The organism is uncultured Paracoccus sp., assembly GCF_945915435.1.
GTDB lineage: Bacteria > Pseudomonadota > Alphaproteobacteria > Rhodobacterales > Rhodobacteraceae > Paracoccus.
In genome coordinates this window covers 63,274-87,003 of sequence record NZ_CAMEFG010000002.1, presented here as the reverse complement: position 1 = coordinate 87,003, position 23,730 = coordinate 63,274, and the positions used below count along the sequence as shown (strand labels likewise).

General features: G+C 64.3%; 26 protein-coding genes and 1 pseudogene. 7 read left to right on the top strand and 20 right to left on the bottom strand.

The annotated features are described in order from the left end of the window. The first annotated feature begins 6 nt into the window (after positions 1-6). The 5 genes from Q0O97_RS01325 (at position 7) to Q0O97_RS01305 (ending at position 3,828) form a co-directional block, all read left to right on the top strand. Positions 7-972, top strand: coding sequence for an aliphatic sulfonate ABC transporter substrate-binding protein (locus Q0O97_RS01325; RefSeq protein WP_294923696.1), 966 nt, complete (start codon positions 7-9; stop codon positions 970-972). 11 nt (positions 973-983) lie between these two features. Beyond that, a complete protein-coding gene (locus Q0O97_RS01320; RefSeq protein ID WP_294923693.1) occupies positions 984-1,805 on the top strand; it encodes an ABC transporter permease subunit in 822 nt (273 codons plus the stop codon). Then, positions 1,792-2,571 (top strand): ABC transporter ATP-binding protein, encoded by a 780-nt coding sequence (locus tag Q0O97_RS01315; RefSeq protein WP_294923691.1) that lies wholly within the window; start codon positions 1,792-1,794, stop codon positions 2,569-2,571. Before Q0O97_RS01320 ends, Q0O97_RS01315 begins: the two co-directional genes overlap by 14 nt. 55 nt (positions 2,572-2,626) lie before the next feature. Further along, positions 2,627-3,100, top strand: coding sequence for an Lrp/AsnC family transcriptional regulator (locus tag Q0O97_RS01310; protein ID WP_294923688.1), 474 nt, complete (start codon positions 2,627-2,629; stop codon positions 3,098-3,100). Positions 3,101-3,225: 125 nt separating this feature from the next. Further along, complete coding sequence (locus tag Q0O97_RS01305; protein WP_294923685.1) at positions 3,226-3,828, top strand: nitroreductase family protein; 603 nt, start codon at positions 3,226-3,228, stop codon at positions 3,826-3,828. Positions 3,829-4,031: 203 nt separating this feature from the next. On the opposite strand, the gene Q0O97_RS01300 is transcribed toward Q0O97_RS01305, so the two are convergent. The 10 genes and pseudogenes from Q0O97_RS01300 to tpa all read right to left on the bottom strand — a co-directional run bounded on the left by Q0O97_RS01300 (position 4,032) and on the right by tpa (position 12,256). Beyond that, positions 4,032-4,928: a ribokinase gene (locus tag Q0O97_RS01300; protein ID WP_294923683.1), complete on the bottom strand. Its 897-nt coding sequence runs from the start codon at positions 4,926-4,928 to the stop codon at positions 4,032-4,034. A gap of 78 nt (positions 4,929-5,006) precedes the next feature. Beyond that, entirely contained in the window at positions 5,007-5,798 is a 792-nt protein-coding gene (locus Q0O97_RS01295) for a transporter substrate-binding domain-containing protein (protein WP_294923680.1), read from the bottom strand. A gap of 47 nt (positions 5,799-5,845) precedes the next feature. Then, on the bottom strand, positions 5,846-6,571 hold the full coding sequence (locus Q0O97_RS01290) for an amino acid ABC transporter ATP-binding protein (protein ID WP_294923677.1): 726 nt from the start codon (positions 6,569-6,571) through the stop codon (positions 5,846-5,848). Positions 6,572-6,591: 20 nt separating this feature from the next. Continuing rightward, positions 6,592-7,266, bottom strand: a complete 675-nt coding sequence (locus Q0O97_RS01285; RefSeq protein ID WP_294923674.1) for an amino acid ABC transporter permease — start codon at positions 7,264-7,266, stop codon at positions 6,592-6,594. Between the two features lie 9 nt (positions 7,267-7,275). Then, positions 7,276-7,953 (bottom strand): amino acid ABC transporter permease, encoded by a 678-nt coding sequence (locus tag Q0O97_RS01280; RefSeq protein ID WP_294923671.1) that lies wholly within the window; start codon positions 7,951-7,953, stop codon positions 7,276-7,278. Continuing rightward, positions 7,950-8,873, bottom strand: a complete 924-nt coding sequence (locus Q0O97_RS01275) for an NAD(P)-dependent oxidoreductase (protein WP_294923669.1) — start codon at positions 8,871-8,873, stop codon at positions 7,950-7,952. Before Q0O97_RS01275 ends, Q0O97_RS01280 begins: the two co-directional genes overlap by 4 nt. A gap of 62 nt (positions 8,874-8,935) precedes the next feature. Continuing rightward, positions 8,936-9,382: a ribose 5-phosphate isomerase B gene (rpiB, locus tag Q0O97_RS01270; protein ID WP_294923666.1), complete on the bottom strand. Its 447-nt coding sequence runs from the start codon at positions 9,380-9,382 to the stop codon at positions 8,936-8,938. Continuing rightward, the gene (locus Q0O97_RS01265) at positions 9,363-10,154 is read right to left on the bottom strand and encodes a FadR/GntR family transcriptional regulator (protein WP_294923663.1); all 792 of its coding nucleotides are present in this window, start codon (positions 10,152-10,154) and stop codon (positions 9,363-9,365) included. The genes rpiB and Q0O97_RS01265 overlap by 20 nt, the downstream gene beginning before the upstream one ends. A 295-nt stretch (positions 10,155-10,449) precedes the next feature. Further along, a pseudogene (locus tag Q0O97_RS01260) lies at positions 10,450-10,599 on the bottom strand (IS5/IS1182 family transposase); the annotation flags it as partial. Positions 10,600-10,876: 277 nt separating this feature from the next. Continuing rightward, positions 10,877-12,256 carry a hypotaurine--pyruvate aminotransferase Tpa gene (gene tpa / locus Q0O97_RS01255; RefSeq protein WP_294923660.1) on the bottom strand — a complete coding sequence of 460 codons (1,380 nt, stop codon included), beginning with the start codon at positions 12,254-12,256 and terminating at the stop codon, positions 10,877-10,879. Positions 12,257-12,456: 200 nt separating this feature from the next. Between tpa and Q0O97_RS01250 the strand changes: the two genes are divergently transcribed. Continuing rightward, complete coding sequence (locus Q0O97_RS01250; protein ID WP_294923657.1) at positions 12,457-13,026, top strand: cupin domain-containing protein; 570 nt, start codon at positions 12,457-12,459, stop codon at positions 13,024-13,026. On the opposite strand, the gene Q0O97_RS01245 is transcribed toward Q0O97_RS01250, so the two are convergent. After that, positions 13,018-14,454 carry an FAD-binding oxidoreductase gene (locus Q0O97_RS01245; RefSeq protein WP_294923655.1) on the bottom strand — a complete coding sequence of 479 codons (1,437 nt, stop codon included), beginning with the start codon at positions 14,452-14,454 and terminating at the stop codon, positions 13,018-13,020. The two genes, Q0O97_RS01250 and Q0O97_RS01245, sit on opposite strands and share 9 nt — an antisense overlap. A 40-nt stretch (positions 14,455-14,494) precedes the next feature. Here Q0O97_RS01245 and Q0O97_RS01240 point away from each other — a divergent pair, with 40 nt between their 5' ends. Then, on the top strand, positions 14,495-15,418 hold the full coding sequence (locus tag Q0O97_RS01240) for a LysR family transcriptional regulator (RefSeq protein WP_294923651.1): 924 nt from the start codon (positions 14,495-14,497) through the stop codon (positions 15,416-15,418). An 8-nt stretch (positions 15,419-15,426) separates the two neighbouring features. Here the strand turns inward: Q0O97_RS01240 and allE are convergent, their stop codons facing one another. Genes allE through Q0O97_RS01195 form a run of 9 tightly spaced genes read right to left on the bottom strand, consistent with a single transcriptional unit; the run spans position 15,427 to position 23,661 of the window. Further along, positions 15,427-16,161, bottom strand: coding sequence for a (S)-ureidoglycine aminohydrolase (gene allE / locus Q0O97_RS01235; RefSeq protein WP_294923648.1), 735 nt, complete (start codon positions 16,159-16,161; stop codon positions 15,427-15,429). After that, positions 16,158-17,282 (bottom strand): M20 family metallopeptidase, encoded by a 1,125-nt coding sequence (locus tag Q0O97_RS01230; protein WP_294923645.1) that lies wholly within the window; start codon positions 17,280-17,282, stop codon positions 16,158-16,160. The genes allE and Q0O97_RS01230 overlap by 4 nt, the downstream gene beginning before the upstream one ends. A gap of 2 nt (positions 17,283-17,284) precedes the next feature. Beyond that, positions 17,285-18,223, bottom strand: a complete 939-nt coding sequence (locus tag Q0O97_RS01225; RefSeq protein ID WP_294923642.1) for a polysaccharide deacetylase family protein — start codon at positions 18,221-18,223, stop codon at positions 17,285-17,287. A gap of 4 nt (positions 18,224-18,227) precedes the next feature. Next, positions 18,228-19,130, bottom strand: a complete 903-nt coding sequence (locus tag Q0O97_RS01220; protein ID WP_294923639.1) for a polysaccharide deacetylase family protein — start codon at positions 19,128-19,130, stop codon at positions 18,228-18,230. Beyond that, positions 19,127-19,864 carry an aspartate/glutamate racemase family protein gene (locus Q0O97_RS01215; protein ID WP_294923636.1) on the bottom strand — a complete coding sequence of 246 codons (738 nt, stop codon included), beginning with the start codon at positions 19,862-19,864 and terminating at the stop codon, positions 19,127-19,129. Before Q0O97_RS01215 ends, Q0O97_RS01220 begins: the two co-directional genes overlap by 4 nt. 40 nt (positions 19,865-19,904) lie before the next feature. After that, a complete protein-coding gene (locus Q0O97_RS01210; RefSeq protein ID WP_294923633.1) occupies positions 19,905-20,717 on the bottom strand; it encodes an ABC transporter permease in 813 nt (270 codons plus the stop codon). Further along, positions 20,714-21,571: an ABC transporter permease gene (locus tag Q0O97_RS01205; RefSeq protein WP_294923629.1), complete on the bottom strand. Its 858-nt coding sequence runs from the start codon at positions 21,569-21,571 to the stop codon at positions 20,714-20,716. The genes Q0O97_RS01210 and Q0O97_RS01205 overlap by 4 nt, the downstream gene beginning before the upstream one ends. Then, positions 21,568-22,626 carry an ABC transporter ATP-binding protein gene (locus tag Q0O97_RS01200; RefSeq protein ID WP_294923626.1) on the bottom strand — a complete coding sequence of 353 codons (1,059 nt, stop codon included), beginning with the start codon at positions 22,624-22,626 and terminating at the stop codon, positions 21,568-21,570. Before Q0O97_RS01200 ends, Q0O97_RS01205 begins: the two co-directional genes overlap by 4 nt. 3 nt (positions 22,627-22,629) lie before the next feature. Beyond that, positions 22,630-23,661 (bottom strand): extracellular solute-binding protein, encoded by a 1,032-nt coding sequence (locus Q0O97_RS01195; RefSeq protein WP_294923625.1) that lies wholly within the window; start codon positions 23,659-23,661, stop codon positions 22,630-22,632. Positions 23,662-23,730 lie beyond the last annotated feature (69 nt).

Here is a 23,730-nt window from a genome sequence, read left to right as displayed (position 1 = left end):
ACCGACATGACAACGACATTTTCCCGCCGCGCCGCCATCGGTCTGGGGCTGAGCGCCCTCGCCGCCCCGGCCATCCTGCGCGCATCCCCTGCCAGAACCCTGCGCGTCGGCTGGCAGAAAGGCGGGCTGCTTGGCCTCGTCAAGGGATCGGGCGCTTTCGAACAGGCGCTGGAAGGACAGGGCATCCGGGTCAGTTGGTCCGAATTCACCTCGGGTCCGCCGCTGCTGGAGGCGCTGTCGGCCAATGCGCTGGACTTCGGCTATACCGGCAACGTGCCGCCGATCTTCGCCCATGCCGCGCGCGGCAACCTGGTCTTTGTCGGCGCCAGCCAGGGCTCGCGCGAGGGGCATGCGATCCTGGTGCCCAAGGATTCGCCGCTTCAGTCGGTCGAGGAACTGAAGGGCCAGACCATCGCCTTCAAGCGCGGCAGTTCGGCCCATTACGCCACCATCAAGCTGCTGCGCGAGGCCGGGCTGACGCTGGACGACATCCGGGCGCAGGACCTGTCCCCACCCGACGCCATCGCCGCCTTCGACGCGGGCGTGATCGGCGCCTGGACGATCTGGGACCCCTATTTCGCGATGGCCGAGGACCGCCCGAACACCCGCGTCCTGTCCACCACCGAGGCGCTGGAGCCGGAATTCAGCTTCTATTCCGCCAATGGCGACTATGCCAGGCAGAACCCCGAGTTGATCGCGCAACTGATCGGGCTGGTGCGCCAGGTGGGCCAGCAAGGCCAGGCCGACCTGCCCGGCACCATCAGGACCTTCGCGCAGGAAACCGGCCTGTCCGAGGCGGTGATGGAACGCGCCCTGACCCGCAAGGAAGCCGACCTGGGCCGCGTCGGCCTGATCGAACCGCGACATGTCACCTATGAGCAGGGCATCGCGGACGAATTCTTCGACCTGGGCATCATCCCGCGCCGTCTGGACATCGCCGCGGCGGTCTGGACCCCGCAAACCGCAAGCTGAAGGAGGACGAGATGAGCCTGACAGACACAATCAAGCCCGCGCGAACCCGCGCCGGCTGGCGCCCCGGCCTGCCGCCCTTGCAGGCGCTGCTGCCCTATGCCGTGCCCGCCGCCATCCTGATCCTGTGGGAAATCGCCGGGGCCACCGGGCTGGTGCGCGAAACGGTGATGCCCCGCCCCTCGGTCATCCTGGCGACGGCGGTGCAGATGATGCTGACGGGCGAGCTGTTCACCCATCTGGGCGTCTCGGCGGCCCGCGCGCTGGCCGGGCTGCTGATCGGCGGCGGCATCGGTTTCCTGCTGGGCGTCGCCAACGGCGTTTCGCGCCTGTCCGAGACGCTGACCGACAGCACCCTGCAAATGGTCCGCAACATCCCGCACCTGGCGCTGATCCCGCTGGTCATCCTGTGGTTCGGCATCGGCGAGGGCGCGAAGCTGTTCCTGGTCGCGCTTGGCGTGTTCTTCCCGATCTACCTGAACACGCTGCACGGCATCCGCAACGTCGATCCGCAATTGATCGAGATGGGCCGCGCCTATGGCATGAACGGGCGCAGGCTGTTCTTCCGCGTGGTGCTGCCGGGCGCGCTGCCCTCGATCTTCGTCGGGCTGCGCTATGGGCTGGGGATCATGTGGCTGACGCTGATCGTGGCCGAAACGCTCTCGGCCTCGTCCGGGCTTGGCTACATGGCGATGAAGGCGCGCGAATTCATGGTGCTGGACGTCGTGGTGCTGTCGATCCTGCTTTACGCGGCGCTTGGCAAGCTGGCCGACACGCTGACCCGCGCGCTGGAACGCCGCGCCCTGAAATGGAGCCCCGCCTATGCAAATGCCTGACCTTGCCGCCCATGGCGTCCCGACCCCGCCCATGCTGCGCCACGCGCCCGAGGGCGTGGAAATCGCCATCCGCAACCTTGGCCGCAGCTTCGGCGGCCAGCGCGTGCTGGTGAACCTTGACCTGGACGTGGCGCCGGGCGAGTTCCTGTCCATCGTCGGCAAGAGCGGCTGCGGCAAGTCCACGCTGCTGCGCCTGGTCGCGGGGCTGGATCGGCCCACCTCGGGCAGCGTCACCGTTGGCGGCCTGCCCGCGCATGAGGCGGGCGACCACCTGCGCATCATGTTCCAGGAGCCGCGCCTGCTGCCCTGGGCCTCGGTCGCCGAAAACGTCGCCATCGGCCTGCCGCGCGGTCCCGACCCTCGGGCCGTGGCCGAGGCGCTGGAGCAGGTCCAGCTTGCCGACAAGGCGGGCTTCTGGCCCGCGCAGCTTTCGGGCGGCCAGCGCCAGCGCGCCGCGCTGGCCCGCGCGCTGGTCAGCCATCCGGGCCTGCTGCTTCTGGACGAGCCGCTTGGCGCGCTGGACGCGCTGACGCGGCTGACCATGCAGAACCTGATCCGCGACATGCACGACCGCGCCGGGTTCACCGCGATCCTGGTCACGCATGACGTGGCCGAGGCGGTGGCCCTGTCGGACCGCGTCATCGTGCTGGGGCAAGGCGGCATCCTGACCGAAACCCGCATCCTGCGCGCAGGTCCCACCACGCGGGGCAGCGCCGAACTGGCCGCCATCGAGACCGGGATCCTCGATGCGATCTTCGCCCGCTAGCCCCTTGGCCGATCGGGGGTGCCGAAGGATGACGACCGCGGAAGAGGAAAGCCCGATGGACACACTCGATCTGATCGACCGCAAGATCGTGGCCGAACTGATGCGCGACGCGACCCTGCCCGTCGCGCAGATCTCGGACAAGGTCGGCCTGTCGCAAACCCCCTGCTGGAAACGGATCCAGAGGTTGCAGAAAAGCGGCGTGCTGACCGGCCGCGTCGCGCTGGCCGATCCCGACAGGCTGGGCTTCGGCCTGACCGTCTTCGTCGGCATCGAGGCCCCCGATCACTCGGCCCGGTGGCGCGCGCGCTTCGCCGCCGTCGCCGCCTCTTTCCCCGAGATCATGGAGGTCTATCGCATGGCCGGAGAGATGGACTACCTGCTGCGCATCGCCGTGGCGAACATGGCGGCCTTCGACGCCTTCTACAAGCGCCTGACCGAGACGATCACGATCAAGAACGTGACCTCGCATTTCGCGATGGAGCGGATGAAGTTCACGACCGCATATCCGGTGGACACCCAAAGCCGCTGAACGGCGGACGGCAAGATGACCGCTCATGGCGGCAAGGCAGGGGGTTGCGGCTTGCCGCGATGGGGCGCAGATACGTCCCGCACGAATGTTCTCGCATTTTTTCTGAAGCCTGGAAGCCTATCCGAATGACCAGTCAAACAATCGAACTGCTCGCCAAGCGGCGGACCCAATATGCCCTTGGCAAATCCATCCCCCTGACCCGTGACGAGGTCGAAAACCTGATCAGGCAGGCCGTCCGCCTGTCGCCGTCCTCCTTCAATTCGCAAAGTTCGCGGGCCGTCATTCTGTTCGGTGAGGACAGCGAAAAAGCCTGGTCGCTGATCGAGGCGGAGCTGCGCAGGATCGTGCCCGCGGATGCCTTCGCCTCGACCGAGGCAAAGATGAAAGGCTTCGCGGCAGGCGTGGGCACCGTGCTGTTCTACGAGGATCAGGACACGATCAGGAACCTGCAAGAGAAGTTTCCGCTTTACGCCGATGCATTTCCGGGCTTTTCGGGCAATTCGGCGGGAATGGCGCAGCTTGCCGTCTGGACCGCGCTGGCCGAGGTGGGGATCGGTGCCAGCTTGCAGCATTACAGCCCGATTGCCGACGATGTCCTGGCGCAGGCTTTCGGCGTGCCCACAGGCTGGAAGCTGATCGCACAGATGCCCTTCGGTTCAAACGAGGCCGAAATACCGCCAAAGACCTTCATCGGCGACGCCGAGCGGTTCATCACGCTTGGGAAATGACATGCGAAAAAGGGCCTCGCGGCCCTTTTTTCCGTCCTGGCAGAGTGGCATGGGCGACCTGCCCGGCATCGCCCGCACCGTCTCAGGGCGCATGGGCGGCAAGGCGACATGTCCTTAACCCAACCTCGCGCAGGACGCGCGCCGCTTGAGATGGCGCGCTGCCCAACTCTCGACCAACCCGACGGCGAATAGCATGGCGCGCATCACGGATCCGGTTGCCTGCCGCGGTTCGGGGCGGGTTGCGCGCCGTTCCAGGTGCAGGCCTGCGAGGCTGCCCGGGTTGCCGTCGCAACGGCCTGTGGCAGAGACGCCGCCCCATCCAGCGCAGCGGCAAGGGCGCCGACAAAGGTGTCCCCGGCGCCGGTCGTGTCGATGACCGCGATGGGCGGGGCGCCTTCATGCAGAAAGCTGCCGTCCGCCCCATGCAGATCGACCCCTGACGCACCCCGCGTCAGGATCAGGTCGCACCCGATCCTGCGCGCCATTTCGGCCGGCGTTCCCGAATCGGGCAGAACGTGACGGCCAATCGCTTCCGATTCCGGCTCGTTCACCACCAGAATGTCGATCAGTTGCAACAACTCGTCCACCCCCTGCGGATCATTGGCCGGACCTGCGGGGGCGAAGTTCAGGATCACCTTGCCGCCCGCCGCCCGAACCCGCCGGGCACAGGACAGGTTTTCCGCAAGGCTGACTTCCATCTGCATGACGCAGATGGTGCTGGCGTCGATAACCAGCCCGTCCAGCCATTGCGCCGAGATCAGGCCATTTGCCCCGCTGGCGACGGTGATCGCGTTTTCCCCGCCCCGATCGACCGAGATGAAGGCCAGCCCGGTCGGCGCATCCACGCAATGGACGGCGGCGGTATCGACACCATGCGCGGCGAAGTTGCCGAGACAGCCCTGCCCGAAGGAATCGTCGCCCACCGCCCCCACCATCATCACGCCGCGATCCGAGGCGCGCGCGGCGGCCACCGCCTGGTTGGCCCCCTTGCCGCCGAAAAAGGTATCATAGCCCGGCGCCAGCACGGTTTCGCCCGGCCGGGCGATTTCGGCGACGCGCGCGACCAGATCGACATTGATGGAACCGAATACGATGATCATCCGAAAGCCCTGCCCCGTGAAATGGCGGCGGCAGGGGATCCGCCGCCGCCGATTGTCCAGCCGGTCCCGGCGCTGCCGTTATTGCAGCATCTCTTCGGGCAGCGGGGTGCCGTGATATTTCTCGTAGATCTCGTTCAGCTTGCCGTTCTTCAGGTTCGTCTCGACCCATTCATCCAGTTTCGCCTTCAGTTCCGGTTCGTTCTTGCGCAACCCGATCGCAAGATCGAAGGTCTCGATGGTGAATTTCGGCTCGAAGGCCAGTTGGGGATTGCGCTCGCCGATCTGCTTGACCAGCGTTTCCGAGGTGGCGACGGCCCGCGCCTGGCCGCTGACGGCGGCGGTGACCATTGTCGCATCGTCGTCATAGCGGGTGACGGTGAAGCCGCGCTCGCCCGCCTGCGGCGTCAGATGGGTGTCCTGCGTCGTGCCCCGCGTGACCGAGATCGCCACGCCCTGAACGTCATCCCAACCCGAAATTTCCGCGGCGGCAGGGGCGCCGACGACCGAACGCAGCGCGGCATAGGGTTTCGAGAAGTCGATGACCTCGGCGCGTTCCGGCGTGACCGAAAGGGTCGAGATGGCGATATCCGCCTTGTTGGTTTGCAGGTTCGGGATCCGCGTCGCGCCGGTCGTTTCGACGAATTCCAGTTCCAGCCCCCAGTCCGCAGCCAGAAGCTGGGCCGTTTCGACGTCCGAGCCGGTCGGCTGAAGATCGGCGTCCAGCATGCCCGAGGGCGGGATCGCCAGGTCCGTGGCGACCCGGATCTTGCCGGCGGCCATGATGTCGGCATATTGATCCGCGACGGCCAGGCCGGGCGCAAGCGCGGCCATCACCGCGCCGGCGGCCAGCATCTTCCTGATGGTCTTCATGTTCTTCTCCTCCTCCGTTGTGCCCTCGGGTGATCCCATCCGGGCATTCAAAGCTCGTTTGAAACGAAATCGCGCAGTTCAGGCGTCGCGGGCGCGGTCAGGATCTCGGGGCCGCCCTGTTCATGCACCTTGCCCTCGTGCATGAAGACGATCTTGTCGGCGATGCGCCGGGCAAAGTTCATCTCATGGGTGACCATGATCATGGTCATGCCGGTCCGGGCCAGTTCCTCGATGACGCGCAGCACCTCGCCGGTCAGCTTGGGATCGAGGGCCGAGGTCACCTCGTCGAACAGCATCACCTTGGGCTGCATCGCCAAGGAACGCGCGATGGCGGCGCGCTGCTGCTGGCCGCCCGAAAGCTGCTCGGGATAGGCGGTGACCTTGTCGGCCAGCCCGACCTTGGCCAGCACTTCGGCGGCGATCCCCTTCGCCTCGGGGCGGGGGATGCGCTTGACCGAGACCGGACCCAGCATGATGTTCTGCTCGATCGTCAGATGCGGAAACAGGTTGTAGCTCTGAAAAACCATGCCGACATCCAGCCGCAGCTTGCGCAGGTCCAGGCCGGGGTCGGCGACCTGATGGCCGCAGACCTCGATCCGGCCGCTGTCGATCTGTTCCAGCCGGTCGATGCAGCGCAGCGCGGTGCTTTTGCCCGAGCCGCTGGCGCCGATCAGCGCCATGACCTGCCCCTTCGCGACCGAGAAGGACACGCCGTGCAGAACCTTGACTGCGCCGAAACTCTTTTTCACATTGTCGAGGACGACGATGGACATGGGATGCTCCGAATTGAAACTCAGGCGGAAAGGGCTTCGAGGTTCCTTGCGCGGGCGCTGCCCGTCCGCTCCAGCCGGCGGCTGAGCAGCGAAACGGGAAAGCACAGGCAGAAATAGAGACCGGCCACGATGAGATAGATCGTGAACGGCTCGAAGATCGAGTTGTTGACCAGTTGGCCCGCGCGGGTCAGTTCGACAAAGCCCACCACCGACGCAAGCGAGGTGTTCTTGATGATCTGGACCGAGAAGCCGACCGTGGGCGGGGTGGCGATGCGGATCGCCTGCGGCAGGATCACCTTGAACATCCGCTGTGCCCGGCTCATCGCCAGGCATTCGGCGGCCTCCCACTGGGCGCGCGGCACGGATTCGATGGCGCCGCGCCAGATCTCGCCCAGATAGGCGCTGACATAGATGGTCATCGACAGGCCCGCGGCGAACATGGGCGAGATGGAAAAGCCCAGGGTGGGCAGCCCGAAATAGGTCACGAACATGATCACCAGCAGGGGCGTGCCCTGGACCAGTTGCACATAGCCCGTCACCACGATGCGGATGATCCGGGAGGGCGCGATCCGTCCCATTGCGACCGCAAACCCGCCCAGGCCGCCCCCGACGAAGGCCATCAGCGACAGCACCAGCGTCCACAGCGCGCCGTCCAGCAGGAACCTGATATGATTGGGATTGAGAGCCGTATCCATGTCCGGGTCCTACAGGTTGGTTCCAAGGCGGCGGCGGCGCGGAAAGATGACCATGCTGATCGCCCAGAACACGACGCGCATGGCCAGCGACAGCGCCACATAGATCAGCGCGATCACCAGATAGGTCTCGAAGGGGCGGTAGGTCGCCGACTGGATGAAGTTCGCGGCGGCGGTCAGTTCCTCGGTCGAGATCTGCGAGGTCACGGAAGACGCCAGCATCAGCAGGATGAACTGGCTGGACAGCGAGGGATAGACCCGCTCCATCGCCGGGCGCAGCGCGACGTGCCAGTATTGCTGGACCTTGCTCAGGCCCAGGGTTTCGGCAGCTTCCCACTGGCCCTTGTGGATCGAATCGAACCCCGCCCGCATGATCTCGGCGGTATAAGCGCCGACGTTGATCGTCAGGGCGATGATCGCGACGGTGACCGCCGACAGGGACAGGCCAAGGCTGGACAGGCCGAAATAGACAAGGAAGATCTGCACGAGGAAGGGGGTGTTGCGGATCGCCTCGACATAGGTGCCCGCAACGGCGGCGGCCAGCCGGAACTGCGACCGGCGCGCGACGGCGCAAAGGGTTCCCAGCAAAAAGCCCGTCAGCGTCGTCGCCACGGCCAGTTGGATGGTCAGCCACGCGCCATCCATCAGCATCTGCCAGCGGGCAAGGATGGGCGTGAAATCCAGTATCATGCCGGGCCTGCCGCAGCATCGGGCCGGGTGGGCCGCCCGGTCATCCGGTCATAGACCCGGAACAGGGCCTGGTTGCCGTTCGCGCCCTCTCCATGCGCCTGCGCGTCGATATATTGCGAGGCGACGAGGCCGGTGGCGGGCAGCGGGACCAGCTTTTGCTGCGCCTCGCCCAGAACCAGCCGCAGGTCCTTCATCATCAGGTCGATGCGGAAACCCGCCGAGGTATCGCCCTCGATCATCGCCTGGCCCAGCCTTTCCAGCATCCAGGAATTGGCCGAGCCACCCATCAGCACCTCGCGCATCTGGGCAAGATCGACACCGCAGGCCCGGCCAAGCGCAAATGCCTCGCAGATGGCCTGAAGATTGATGCCGCAGATCAGTTGATTGCACAGCTTGACCGTCTGCCCCGCACCCGAGGCGCCGACATGGTTGATCGTCGTGCCCATGCCCCGCAGGAAGGGCAGCGCCTGTTCAAAGCCCACAGGATCGCCGCCGGCCATGATGGTCAGCGCCGCATCCCTTGCCCCGACGGGACCGCCCGAGACCGGCGCATCCAGCATCCGAACGCCCACCTTCGCCAGTTCGGCGGCCAGTTCGCGGGTCGCACCGGGGGCGATGGTGCTCATGTCCACATAAAGCCCGCCCTGCGGCGGGTTGGCCAGCAGCCCGCCCTCGCCCCGCACGACGTCCTGGACCTGCGGGGTGTCGGGCAGCATCGAGATGACGATATCGGCCCCTGCGGCGGCATCGGCGATGCTTGCGGCGGGCGTGACCCCGGTTCCGGCCATCGCCTCGATTGCGGCGGGAACGACGTCATAGGCGCGCACCGCGAAACCGGCCGCCGCCAGATTGCGGGCCATCTCGCGGCCCATGACCCCCAGCCCAAGGAAGCCGACGCTTCCCCCCATCTGAACAGACATCGTCTGGCTCCTCCCAGTTCGGCTTGCGGCGATGGCCGGGACCGGCCCGGCCGCACCTGCCGTCAGTTTTCTTCTTCCAGTTGCGCAAGCTTCTCGACGCGGCGGACGAAATCCGCGTCCTGCACGAAACGCGCATCCAGGAACGACTGCACCAGATCGCGCGCCAGCCAGGGACCGACGATCTGCGCGCCGATGCACATCACGTTCACATCGTCATGCTCGACCCCCTGATGGGCAGAATGCACGTCATGGCAGACGGCGGCCCGGATCCCCTTGATCTTGTTGGCGGCGATGACCGCGCCGACGCCGGTGCCGCAGATCAGCAGGCCGCGCTTGGCCTCGCCCTCGCGGATCTTGCCGCAGAGGCTGCGGGCGATGTCCGGAAAATCCACCGGATCGGGGTCGAAGCTGCCGATATCGATCGGGTCATGGCCCAATTCGCGCAGAAAGCCTGCGATCTCTTCCTTCAGGTGATATCCGGCGTGGTCGCTACCGATCACGATCTGCATTCTGTTCTCCTTGCGTGATGACTGTCGCGGACGAGGCGGCAAGACCGGCGGCCGCGCTGCGAAAGCTGGCCCGGCGCCGGAAATCGGCGCCGATCTCGAAATGTCGGGCCAGAAGTTCGTCCGCCTGGGCCAGGTCGCGCGCGACGATGGCCTCGTATATCTTGCGGTGGTGGACGATCAGGAATTCCTCGATCCCATCGACCTGGATGATCTGTTCGCGCCGGTCGAGATGCGAGCGCATCATCAGCGACGAAATCGAGGCGTAGAGACTGATGAGGGTCGGCGACCCTCCTGCCTGCACCAGCGCCTCGTGAAAGCGGAAATCGGCGCGGCCACCGGCCTCGGGATCGCGGATCGTTTCGACGATATCGCATAGCCGTTCGGCCAGGCGGTCGAAATCGGCCTGCCCGGCCCGGCGGCAGGCCAGGCGGATGGCGTGATGCTCGATGGCGACCCGCGCCTCCATGATGTCGTCGATCACCTGCGATTGCTGCGCCAGGGCGAAGGTGAAGAATTCCCCAAGGGTCGAGACGTTCGGGCGGCTGACGATGGTGCCGACGCCATGACGGATCTCGACCGCGCCGATCATCGCCAGCGCGCGCAGGGCCTCGCGCAGGACCTGGCGGCTGACGCCCAGCCGTGCCGAAAGCTCTCTTTCCGGCAACAGGCAGTCGCCGGTCTTGAGTTCGCCCGACAGCAGTTGCTCGCGCAGATAGGCCACGACGCTTTCATAGCCGCCCTTGCCTTCCGCCTTGTCACGAAGAATCGACACAGATCCGTCCAGTCATATAACCGTGGTCCGACCACTGGTATCAGATAGGCAGAAGCTGTCAACGATTTTTGTCCTGTGCTGAGACCGCGAAGAATGAAACCGCCCTGCTTCGCCCGCCGCGGTTGCGCACCCGGCATGCGCGGGAAGCGCCGGTTCCGAAGATTTCCTGGAAAAGGCGATGCCAGATCGCCTGTTTTCGCTTGTCCGCAGCAGGATCGAAAGGGCGATATCGTCGCGGGCGATTGCCCCGGCGGTGTCGGGCTTCCAGGGTTTGGCGTTCTTGCGGGTCACTCTAGGCTGGCTGGCGCCCGCGCTTGCCGGTGGGGGCGGCTTCCCAGGTCATGGCGGGATCGAACCAGATCGTCAGCGCGCCACGGCGCTTCAGCGCCTCGTTGTAAGCGGCCCGGTTCCGGGTCCTGTAGGTCGGAGGTGCGGGTCTGCTCATGGGGACCAGCTACCACGCTGAATTCTCAAGATGAATACTCTCAACCGATTTGTGCGGCAGAACCCCACATCATCCCGGCTTCGTCAGGCGGCTTCAAGAAGTTCCATCATACCCAGCAGACGGGCTTTGGAAGCACATGAATCCAGAAACCCGTCGAACGGCGGCCTGACGCCGCCGACGCGGGAAATCACCTCTTCACCCAGATGCTTGACAAAACGGTGGCTACTAGAGCGTATGGCAGTCAATCAACCGACTTGTCTGGCCAAGCAAGCTGCGATCACCCTTCCAGGCGCGTCAGCGCGCTGTCGATTGCGTTGGTGATGGTGTCGATGTCGTCTGCCGTAGCGATCAGGCCGGGCGAGAGGCACAGCGTGTTGTTCAGCCCCGGCAGCGAGCGGTTGGTGGCCCCGATCAGCACGCCGTTGGCCGCGCAATCGGCAACGACCGCCTGCACGCGCTTTTCGTCCAACGGTTCCCTGGTTGCCCGATCCGCGACCAGTTCCGCCCCGCAGAACAGCCCCTTGCCGCGCACGTCGCCGATCACCGCGTGTTTCTCCATCAGCGCGCGCAGGTTCGCCAGCACGCGCTCGCCCATGCGGGTGGTGTTCTCCAGCAGCCCCTCGTCCTCGATGATGCGCATGTTTTCCAGCGCCGCCACCGGACCCGCCGTGCAGCCGCCATAGGTCGAGATGTCGCGGAAATAGCTCAGCCCGTCCTCGGGCGCGTCCTTGAACATCTCGAACACCCGCTCGGTCGTGACGGTGCAGGAAATCGCCGCATAGCCCGAGGCCACGCCCTTGGCCATCGTCACGATATCGGGCTGGATGCCGTATTGCTGATAGCCGAACCAGGCGCCGGTGCGGCCAAGCCCGCAGACCACCTCGTCCAGGATCAGCAGGATGTCGTGCTTGCGGCAGATCTCCTGCACGCGCGGCCAGTAGCCGTCGGGGGGCGTGATCACCCCGCCGCCCGCGGTCACGGGTTCCAGGATGATCGCGCCCACGCTGTCGGGGCCTTCGCGCAGGATGACCTCTTCGATGGCATCCGCCGCACGGGTGCCATAGTTTTCCACGTCCCATTGCCTGCGGTATTCAAGGCAATGCGGCACCATCACGAAGCCGTCGGGGAAGGGGCCGTATTGCATCGCCCGCTCGGGCTGGCCCGAGGTCGCCAGCGTGCCAAGCGTGGTGCCGTGATAGTCGCGCTCGCGATACAGGATCTTCCACTTGCGCCCGCCGTGATGGCGCGCGGCGATCTGGCGGACCATCTTGTAGGCCTTTTCATTCGCCTCGGACCCCGAGTTCGAGTAATAGACCCGGCTCATCCCCGGCATCTTCCCGACCAGCTTCTGCGCAAAGACCGCCGCGGGGATATTGCCCGCCGCCCCGGCGAAATAGTTCAGCTTGACCAACTGGTCGCGCACCGCATCGGCGATGCTGGTCCGGCCGTAGCCGACATTGACCGTCCACACGCCCCCCGAAACGGCATCCAGGTATTCCCTGCCGGCCGCGTCCCACAACCGCAGCCCCTTGCCTTCGACAAAAACGCGCGGGTCGGTGGTCTCATATTGCTTGTGCTGGCTGAGATGATGCCAGACATGCGCACGGTCCGCGGAAACCACCGCGCCAAGATCGTTGCGAATGCGCTCAAGGGACATGGCCTGGCTCCTTCGGTGCTGCCAAGAATGCTGATATGTTTTCACGACGTCTGATCATCCAGCGGCAGTGCAATGCCTCCGGATCGGCAAGATCCTGCACGATTGCCCATGACCCGGCAATTCCGATTTCGGCCAAAGAACATCTTGCTGGAATTGCTTGAATATTCCAAAATCCGCTTCGAATATGAAGCACCGAAGCAATGTCAAAGATACAAGAGACCGAAGATCCACTGGTTGCGATGAGGTTGCGCGTGATTCGCAAGGCCAACGGCCTTTCTCAACGCGAACTCGCAAGGCGTGCCGGGGTGGGCAGCGGGACTGTTTCGCAGATCGAATCGAATACGATTCAGCCCTCCGTCTCTGTCCTCAAGAAGATCCTTGACGGGATTCCGATGGATCTCGCCACTTTCTTCAGCTTTGAGCTTTCGGCGAACCAGACCCATGTGTTCCGCCGGGAAGAACATGTCAACATAGGGGCTCCTGGGATCAGGTATCTTCTGATCGCCGCGCAGCGGGGACAACGTGACATTCAAATGCTGCACGAGTTTTACCAGCCGGGCGCGGACTCGGGCCGCCATGCATTATCCCATGACGGCGAAGAATGCGGAGTTGTGATCAGCGGCAAACTGGAAGTGACGGTCGGGGATAAGGTGCATATATTGCACGATGGAGATGCGTATTATTTCAACAGTTCCCAACCCCATCGATTCCGCAATGTCGGCACCACGGTCTGCGAGGTCGTCTCTGCATGCACGCCACCTTCATTTTGATCCGAAGTGGCCCGCGCCACGATGAACGCAAGGCAATACGGAACCGGGATTCATGATGCCATGTGGGTCGAGGCTTGACTTGACCGCTGCCATGACCGCTACCTCGGTATCACTGCGGCTATGGCGCAACCAGTCGGCCTTCAGCCGTCCCACGCCATGCTCGGCGGTGACGGCACCCCGATAGTCCTGGACCAGGCCATAGATCGCCTGCTCGACTATCTTGACGTCCTTCGACAAGCCGGAATGGGCAACGAGAAGATGCACATTTCCATCGCCAACGTGGCCGACCTTCACAGTGCGGCCTGCCTGAGGAAGCGCATCAAGCATACGGTCTGCCTGATCGCAGAAACGGCCAAGGCGGGACGGATCGATCCCGATGTCGAAATTGATGTGCGGCCCAAGCGCGTCGTCGATCTCTCCGACGGCTTCGCGCAAGCGCCACAAGGCGCCGTGATCGGCCAGCGACTGCGCAAGGACACCGTCCTGCACCAAGTCGTTTTCGGACACTTCGGCAAACCAGTCTTCGACATCGCCAGGGCCTTCATTGTCCGGCAACTCGACCTCGAACAGCACATGAAACCCGTGACCCCCGGCAAACGGCGGCTTGGCCAGGCCCGAATCGTGGCAAACCAGCTTCCAGTAGTCGGGCCACATTCCTTCGAAAGCGATGAGCCGGGTGTCGAAACGCTGCCGCAGCGAGGTCAGGCATCTCAATGCCGCCGCATGATCGCGCAGCCCAACCAGGGCAAGCGCGCTGTTCGCGCGCCACGGGCGCAATTGTAAAACCGCCCGGCAGATAACGCCCAATGTGCCCTCGGATCCGATGAGAAGCTGTTTCAGGTCGTATCCCGTATTGTCCTTGGCGGTTCGCCCCATGCGTGACAAGATCGAGCCGTCAGGCAGGATGGCCTCGAGTCCCAGGACATGGTGGCGCGTCATGCCGAAGCGCAGCACCCTGATGCCGCCGGCATTCGTGGCGATCGTTCCGCCGATGGTTGCCGTGCCGCGCGCGCCGATATCGACCGGATAATCCAGCCCATGCCTGCGCGCGGCTTCCTGCACCTGTTCCAGGGGCGTTCCGGCGCGAACGGTCATGGTCATGGTAGCGGCGTCCAGTTCTTCCACCCCCACAAGACGTTCAAGGCTGAGAATGACGCAGCCGTCGATTGCAGAACCGCCACCCGACAGACCCGTGCGTCCTCCCTGCGGCACGATCGCGACACGGTGTTGCGCACAGAGCGCCACCGCCTGGGCTGCGGCTTCGGTCGTCGCGGGCCGAAGCACCGCAATCGGCATTCCGGCGGCATGACCGGACTGATCGCATCGGTAGCGTTCGCGATCCGCCGTATCCACGAGAACCGCATGCGAACCAAGGACATCGGCCAATTCGGCCAAGATAACGCCGTCTTGCAAGGCTGCACCTGTCATCTATGATTCATCCCCATATACAGGCTCCAAGAGGTTCTCCTTGGCATCCAGCAAGATCCTTGCCCGCCTTCCGGGTCTTCGCCATTTCATCGAGGTTGCCCGTGAAGGTTCCTTCCGGGCCGCCGCCGACCGGCTGCATGTCGCCCCCTCGGCCGTCAGCAAGCAGATCAAGAATCTGGAAGAAAGCCTGGACGTGGAACTGTTTCGCCGCGACCGGGGACGCGGCGGGCTTGAATTGACCGAGGCGGGCGAGATCCTGATGTTCCGCTGCGCCTCGGTCGTGAACGAACTCAACATCGCACAGGATGAACTGCACGAGTTGCGCGGGTTGCAACGGGGGCATCTGCGGCTTGGCGTGAACGAGGTGCTGGCATCGGACCTGTTGCCCGGCATCCTGAACAACATGCACCGCAACCATCCCAAGCTTCAGTTCACGATCCTGGTCGAGAATACCCCCATCATGCTCGAACGGATGCGCGACGGGGATATAGATATCGGCCTTGGCTACAATTTCCCGCCCTCGCCCGATATCGAGACATTGGCCACGCTGCACCGCCGTGCTTTCCTGATCACGCCGCTGACCCATCCCCTTGCCCGCCTGCGCAAGGTCCGGCTGGAGGACATTGCCGACGAGGATTTCATCTTTCCCGACGCTTCTCTGGCGCTCTACCAGATGTTGCAGGATGCGCTTGTGCGTTCGCAGGTCAGCGTCCGCAATGTGATGACCACCAATTCCTTCACCTTGCTGCGCCAGATGGTGCAGGATGGAATGGGCGTCAGCGTGGTGATCGGGCGGTTCCTGCAGACCCGGCGCGAAAAGATCGCCTTTGTCGAAATCGACGACCCCGTGTTCGTGCGCAAACCGCTGACCTGCTGCCGGTTGGTCGGTCGTGCGCCCACCACCTCGGCAACCGCCTTCGCGGCGGCGATCAAGTCGATTTTCGCGCAATATGGCGGCGGCTGATCGGGCCTTCATCTGCACTCGAGCGGGGGCCGATTGTAGTTCTTGTAGATCAGGTAGCGGGCGCCATCGCGCCCCAATGCCCCGAACCATTGCGGCACATGCGGACCCATCCAGATCGCGTCCCCCGCACCGACGGGATACCATCGGTCGTCCAGCCGGTAGACACCTCCGCCGTCCAGCATCAGCAGCCCGTGTTCCATGAAATGCGTTTCGACATAGGCCAGCGAGGCGCCGGGGCGAAAGCTCATGATGTTGAACTCGGCATCGAAGGAATCGTCCGTGGGCAGCAGCTTCTGCACCATCAGCCAGTCGTCGCCCCGCAGCGGCACGGCCTTGCCGGGATCGACGCGGCCCAGCACCCGTGGGGGGACCGGCCCTCGCGGCAGGAAACGCCACTCGAACAGGACAAGGCGCGTGCCCCCGGCAATCCGCAAGCCGCTATCGGTATCCGGGGGCAGGAAGGCAAATGCCTCGGGTTCCAGCCTCGTCCCGTCGGGCAGCGTCACCGTCCCGCCGAGGCAGAACAGGAACCGGGCAACCCCGGCATCCGCGGGAACGGCAATGCAATCGTCCACGCAGCGCACCAGCGACATCGCGAATTTCGCGCCCATATCGGGCGAGATGAGACATGCGAACTCGGCCCCCGTCCAACCCGGCTGGGTGATCCATTCATGGCTTTCGCTTGTCAGCAGCGCATGGCGGGCGCGGATATCGGATCGGGTCATCCCGAAATTCGGAATCATGGCGTTTTTCCCAGGGGCCGCTCTCCGGCAAAGCGCAGGATAAGCTGGCGAAGCAGCATCTCTCGCCGGGCAAGGCAACCGACAAGGATATGTTCTTGCGGCGAATGCCAGTCGTTGCCGATCACGCCCAGCCCATCCAAGGTGGGCACGCCGACCGTGCTGGTGAAGTTGCCGTCGCTGCCCCCGCCCGAGCGCGTCTCGGCCAGCGGCCATCCGGCGGCCTGGTTGATCTGCCGTGCGGCTTCGCAAAGTGCCAGCGTCGCTTCGGTGCGGGCAAGGCAGGGCTTTTCGATTTCGCCCTTGACCTCGATCCTCGTGCCGTCACCTTCCGCGCACATGGCCAGGATCGCCTGCTCGACCTCTTGTCCCAATCGGTCGTCGGCAAAGCGGACATCCACCTCGCAGGATGCCTTTCCGGCCACGACATTCGGTTCGGTCCCGCCCTGCACGCGCCCGACATTGACCGTCGTTCCACCCGCAAGATCGGTCATCGCGTCCAGCCGTGCGATCACCCGGCCCAGTTCCGAGATCGCCGACCGGCCATCGGCAAAGGCCGAACCTGCATGTGCCTCGCGCCCGGTGATCTGCAACCGATACTTGGCGCGGCCCTTGCGAAAGGTGATGACCTCGTCGCCACGTGCCGGCTCGGGGATCAGGGCGGCACCGTGGCGGCGTGCCTCGGCCTGGATCAGCTTGGATGACGTGGGCGAACCGATTTCCTCGTCGCTGTTGAAGATCAGCGTCACGGGACCGGGCAGGCGCCCGCCGGTTGCCGTGATGTTGCGCATCGCGCAAAGCGCCAGGAACCCTCCGCCCTTCATGTCGGCGATGCCTGGACCATATTGGCGGTCGTCCTTGCGCCGTATTGCGACGGCGCCCGGCTCGCAAACCGTGTCGATATGACTTGTGACCAGCACGCCCGGACCGCTGCCACCCGCGAAACGCGCGATCAGGTGATCGCCCATGCCATCGCGGCCCGGCACCCGTTCGAGGCTGGCGCCCAAGGGCAACAACTGCCGGGCGATCAGGTCGACAAGCTTGCCGATGTTTTCGACATGGCCCGTAGGCGTCTCGATCGCGACCCATTCCAGAAGGCCGCGCAGGATGTCTTCGCTGTCCATGCTCAACTCAGGCTGTCCTCGTAATCCCGCCAGATCGACGGCTCCAGTTTCAACCTGCGCGATGCCGGAAATGCGTCGTGCCAATGCGCCGCGATCTCGGCGCCCGTCGCAGCCCAGATGGCAGGGTGTGCCATCGCGTCGCGCAGGAATGAGGACAGGTTGACGAACCTGTGCCCCCAGCCCGACCGCGCAGGCGACACGCAGATGTTGAAATAGCGCCCGCGGCGATACTGGGCGCGAAATTCGGCATGCCAACCGCGCAGCAGGGCTTGCGGACGTTCCAGCCCCGTGCCCTCGCGCGGGAACATCAGAAAGAACGTGTCGTCGAAATGATAATAATAGGGCAGCGTCAGCAAGGCCGTGCCCTTGCCGGCATCCGTCACCCACCAATAGGGCGCGTCGTCAGCCAGGCCATTGCCCAGATAGCGATAGGCGCGCTGTTCCAGAAGCCTTGCGGTATGGTCCGAAACGCTGCCGGTCGCGGCACGGTCGTCGGGGCGCGGCAAGGCGAACCACCCCTTGGGCTGACAGCCAAGGGCGGTCGCGATGATCTCGGTGGCGCGGTCCATATGCGAGGCCTCGGTTGCGGGATCGACCAGCAGCGCGCTTTCGCCGTAAAGCCCTTGGGCGGCGATTTCGTGCCCGCCGTCGAGGATGGCCTTCATGCGGTCGGGGAACGCCTCGACGACAAGCGCCGGCACGGCGAATGTCGCGCGAATGCCCAGCGCGGCGAACAGGCCCAGAAACGCATCCAGCCCCTCGTGCAGGCCGAAATGCCAGGCCGGATAGGCAAGGTCCCCGGCCTGCACCCCCTTGCCGGTCGCGGCAGGGTTGAGGTTGACGGTCAGCGCCAATGCCATCTGGCGGCCCAGCGGCCAGACGATATCTTCGTCACGGATGCCGATTTCGTCGGAGGTCGTGTAATTGTCCTTCCAGGGCATCCGCTTACTCCGTCACAGGCCGATAAGGATGGTTGGTCAGCACATGCTGCGCCAGCATGTCGCAGGTCGGAAACCAGACTCCGGGCAAGGTCTTCATTCGCTGGATCAGCCGCTCGATCATGTCCACGCGCATTGCATGGCCCGAAACGAAGGGATGAAGCAGGAAGTTGACATAACCGCCCTGCCTGTATTGCTGCTCGAATGCGGACCACCAGATGTCAAAGACCTCGTCCACGTCCATGATGCGCTGCGCGGCATTGGGCGTGTCCAGCCAGCCGAAGCTGAAATACATCGCGTCGTCCAGCGCATAGTGGAACGGCAGTTGCAGGATCGGATTGCCGCCCCCCTCGTCCAGTTCGTAAAACGGCATGTAACCCGCCGAGGTGAACGAGTTGTAGACGATACCCTTTGAGCGCAGGAGCGCGGGCGTATGGCTGGACCGGGTGCCGGTGATCGCTCGTCCGGCAAAGCGTTCCAGGGCGGCGATGGCGCGGGACAGGTGCGCGTCTTCAATCACGGGGTCCTCGGGGACTTCGTGCTGCCACATGTGATCGGCCAGTTCATGCCCGGCAGCAACTGCCCTTTTCAGGGCCTGCGGATAAAGCTCGCAGATGCGGCCGGGCGTGAACAGCGTCACCTTGACGTCCTGGGCGTCGAACATGTCCAGGATCCGCCAGACGCCGACCCGGCCACCGAATTCGCCCTTTGCCTTCTGGCCCCACGGTTCGTTCAGAAGCCTGCGCAGCAGCATGGCGTCGAAATCCAGCGTGAAGTTCACGGCGATCCTGACGCCGTCGGGATAACGGAACTCGGGGATCGCAACGCGGCGGCGGCGATGGAAATCCGCCGCGCGCAAAAGCGCGCCGTGGTGGTCGGCGTCGAATGCGCCGGGCTTGTCGTCCTTCATGTGTCGGTCACTCCTGCAATGTCGGTTTGGCGCGCACGCAGGCCGGCGCGGTATAGAATTGCCGCCTCGGCCGCCTTCAACCCGGCGATGACGGGGTTCACCACGGGCACGCCCAATTCCTGGGACAGCCGCTTGGGCAAACCTTCCATGAAGGAAAGCGCAAGGCAGCCCAGGACCAGCACCCCCGCCCCCTGGCGAAGGCAATTTCGCCCTTGTTCGATGATGCCGGACAGGTGACGGTCGGGTTCGCGGACAAGATCGCCGACGGCACCGCCGATCAGCGCCTCGGACACGAACATCGGTTCCGCCCCGATACCTCGGATACGGCGGCGCAAACCCGGCGGCGTGGGGTCCGAAGACAGGACCGAGAACCGCTCGCCGCTCAGCATCGCGGCAAGGATACCAGCCTCGCCCGGACCGATGATGGGCAGACCGGAAATCTCGGCCAGCGCCTCGACGCCGGGATCGCTGAAGCAGCCGATCACCACGGCATCCAGCCCGGATGCCGCCCAACGCGTGGCCGCATCGCGCAGATGGGGAAAGACCATTGCCGCATCGGCAGCGGATTGCACGGCCTGCGGACCATCATCAGGCGATGCTATGAGGATTTCCGATGCAGGCGCCCAGTCCTGCAACATCCGCAATCGCCGGGCGATCTCGGCCTCACCCGCCGTCAGGTGAAGCGGGCTGACCAGTTGATACAGGATGCGGGGCGTGCCGGTCTGGGCAGACATGGATGCGGCTTTCTTCTGTGACATCTGGGACGGCCCCCCTTCAGAAGGCGCGTTGCAGCCCGACGAGCCGCTGGACCAGCGCGACCCCCAGAATGGAGAGCAGGATGGAAATGGTCGCGGCGGCGGCAGCCGTGGGCTTGAACTCGTAGGTCAGGAAATCGAACAGGGCCAGCGGCAGCGTATTGCCGCCCAAGGGCTTCAACAGCAGCGACACGGTGTAGAGGTCGAAGCTGTTGATGAAGGCAAAGATGCCCCCCATCGCGACGCCGGGCATGACCAGCGGCAGGATCACCAGCCGGAAGGTCTGCCAGCCGCTTGCCCCCAGGCTCGCCGAGGCTTCCTCAAGCGAGACCGGAACCTGGCGCAACGCCGCCACGATCGAGACATAGGCATAGGGGAAGGACATCAGGATATGTCCGATCTGAAGTCCGATCACGGATTTGCCAAGCTCGATCTTGTAGAGAAAGAACAAAAGCCCGATGGCCGTCAGCAATTCGGGAACCAGCAGCGGCAGCGTCATGCCGATCTGGAACCATCCCGACCAACGCCCCGAGATCACCTGCCCCGCCAACCCCGCCATGATGGCGACGGCAGTGGTGACGACTGCCGTGACGGTGCCGATCCGCAGCGACATAAGCAGCCCATCCACCAGATCCTGGCGCGCGAAGAATTCGCGATACCATTGCAGCGACAGCCCCTCGGGGGGGAAGCGCATCAACAGCCCGCCGGTGAACGACGCGCCGACGATCGTGACCAGCGGCGCAAGCAGGAAGACATATAGCAGCACGATCAACAGCCCGAACGCCGGGGCCATGACACGCCGATTGCCGAAGGTGTTCGTCTGATCGGTCATGCGCGCGACTTCTCCATCAATTTTGCGGTCAGCAGGGTAAAGGCCGCCACGCAGATCAATGTCACCACCGCCAGGACGATGGCCAGGGCCGATCCCAGAGGCCAGCGGAAGGTGCCGTTCAACTCGGCCACGATCAGCGTGGGCATGTAGCTGACCATCTGGCCACCAAGCAGCGCGGGCGTCACATAGGCCGCGATCGACAACACAAAGACCAGGATCACGCCCGGATAGATGCCCGGAAAGCTGAGAGGCAGAATCACGTCCCGAAACGCCTGCCAGCGATTAGCTCCCATCGACGAGGACGCCTCGACCAGCGCGGGCGGGATATTGCGCAGCGCGTTGTTGATCGGCAGCACCATGAAGGGAACAAAGACATGGACAAGCGCCAGCACCACAAGCCCCTGCGTGAAGAGCAGCCTCAATGGTCGTTCGATGATACCCAGCCCCAGCAGCGTCTCGTTCAGCGGACCGTTCAACGCGGTTACGATCATCCAGCCGAAGTTGCGCACCAGCACGCCCGTCATCAGCGGCGATGCGATCAGCGCATAAAGCATGACCGCCTTGAAGCCATGCGCCTTCGACATGTGCCATGCGATCGGGTAGCTGACGAGAAGGCACAGCAACGTCACCAGCAACGCCGTCACCAGCGACCTCAGCAGCACCTGCCAGTAATAACCGTCGGAAAGGATGCGGGAATAATGGCCGGTGGTATAGCTGTCACCGAATGGTGCGGTCGTGCCGAGCGTGCGAAAGCTCATCTCGACCATATTGGTGATCGGCAGGACCATGAAGACGAAGATCAGCGCGACTGCGGGCAGAGCCAGCAGCAGTCTCAGCCGGGCACCGCGGGTCATTGCCGGACCTCGGGCATCAGCCAGGCGTGTTCGCTATCGATCCTGATGCCGGCCTGATCGCCAACCCCAACCGGGCGGTTCGCCTGAACGGCCAGCTTCAGCGCGCCGCCGTCCGGCAGCCGAACCTCGCAATGCTGCGAAGCACCCAGGAATGCCAGCTTTTCCACCCGGCCCTGAAACAGGGCTTGCCCGGTATCGGGGGCAATGGACAGGGCTTCGGGGCGCAGCAGAAGCTCGGCCCGGTCGCGGATACCGGGAACGCCCGCAACCCGCAGATGTGCGCCGGCAACCTCGATATCGTAACCTCCCGCCACGGGTGCGACACGGGTGCAGGACAGGAAATTCGCCTCGCCGGTAAAGTCGGCCACATAGCGTTCGACGGGTTTCTGGTAGATTTCGCGGGGGGTGGCGAATTGCGCGACCCGCCCCTCTTTCATCACCGCGACCATGTCCGACATCGCCATCGCTTCGGATTGGTCGTGCGTCACATAAAAGGCGGTGATGCCCGATTCCTGCTGGACGTCGCGGATCAGCCAGCGCACTTCGTCGCGCAGGCGCGCATCCAGATTGGCCAGCGGCTCGTCCAGCAGCAGCAAACGAGGCCGCAGGACCAACGCGCGCGCAAGCGCGACGCGCTGCTGCTGCCCGCCCGAGATCTGGCGCGGATAACGGTCCTCCAGCCCCTGAAGCCGGACCAGACGCATGGCGTCCGCGATCCGCTCGGCCATTTCGGTCTTCGGGCGCTTCTGCAGTTTGAGCCCATAGCCGATGTTGCCGGCCACGGTCATGTGCGGGAAAAGCGCATAGTTCTGGAACACCACCCCGAAGCCACGACGGTTGGCAGGGACGCCAAGGATGTCCGACCCATCTATCGAGATGCTGCCGCCATCGGGGTCGAGAAACCCCGCCAGGCAACGCAACGTCGTGCTTTTTCCACACCCGGACGGACCCAGCAGCGTTACCAGCTGGCCCGTCTGCGCCGTCAAGCTGACGCCGTCCAGGGCCAGAAAGCTTCCGTAACGCTTGCGCAGGTCCCTGACTTCAACCGCCGCCATTGCTCAGATCGTCCGTTCCCAAAGGTCATTCAACTGCGGGCTGATCGTCAGAACCTCGTCCCAGTCGAAACGGATGGCCTGCGACACGAGTTCGGGTTGCAGCGGCCATCTGGCAAGATCTTCGGGCAGTTCCACCGTCTTGTTGACAGGCGCGATCAACCAGTTCTCGGCCATCCAGAGCTGCGTCTCGGGGCTGAGGACAAAGTTCACATAATCGAAGCCAAGCTGCCTGTCGGGGCTGTGTTCAAAGACCGAGAAGGAATGATCGAAGACCAGCATCCCTTCCTCGGGCACGACGTAGTCGACCGCCAGGCCCTGATCCTGCATCGTCTTGACCTCGCCCACGTCAAGGGGGGCAACTGCGATCTGACCCTGCATCATCAGGGGCGTAAGCTGCGCGGAATAGCCAAGCTGCGGGAACGGCGCCAGTTCCTTGAACTTGGCCACGGCAGTTTCGACATCGTCGCGACCCGAGCCAAAATGCTCGGCAGCCCACAATGCCATCATCACGGCGGCCGAGTTGGTAATCGTGTAAAGTCCGATCTGGCCACGGAAACGTTCATCCCAGAGGTCCGCCCAGCCACGCGGCGCCTGCTCGACCATGTCGGTGCGATAAGCGATCACCAACGGCGCAAGCATACCGGTCACGCCGGTATTGCCCTTCAGGATCGCAGGCTCGATGACATCTGCGATGTTTGGCACATTTTCGGGCGTCAGGGTGGCGAAATAGCCCTCGTTGCGCAGCATGGCCGTGTAGCGCTCATTCAGCATGACCGCCGGAAATGGCGGGTTCTCGGGTCCGGCAGCGCGGAAGTTCGCCACCCACGAGGTGCCCATTCCGATATCGAGGTTGAACGGGCGGCCCACCTGTTCCGAAAAGCGCGGCATGACATGCTGGCGCCAGTCGTTTTCCCAACGTCCGCCAAACATGTTGACGGTGAAGGGACCATCCTGCGCGAAAGAAGGCAGGCCGAAGGCGCTGGCCATTGCCGCGCCCGAAGACAGTTGCAGGAAGTTGCGTCTGGAAAGGCTCATGGCTGGTGACTCCTGTTGGTTGGTTTGCCGCGTGGTTGTCCGCAGCGGTCATGCCTGTCCCTCTGGCGG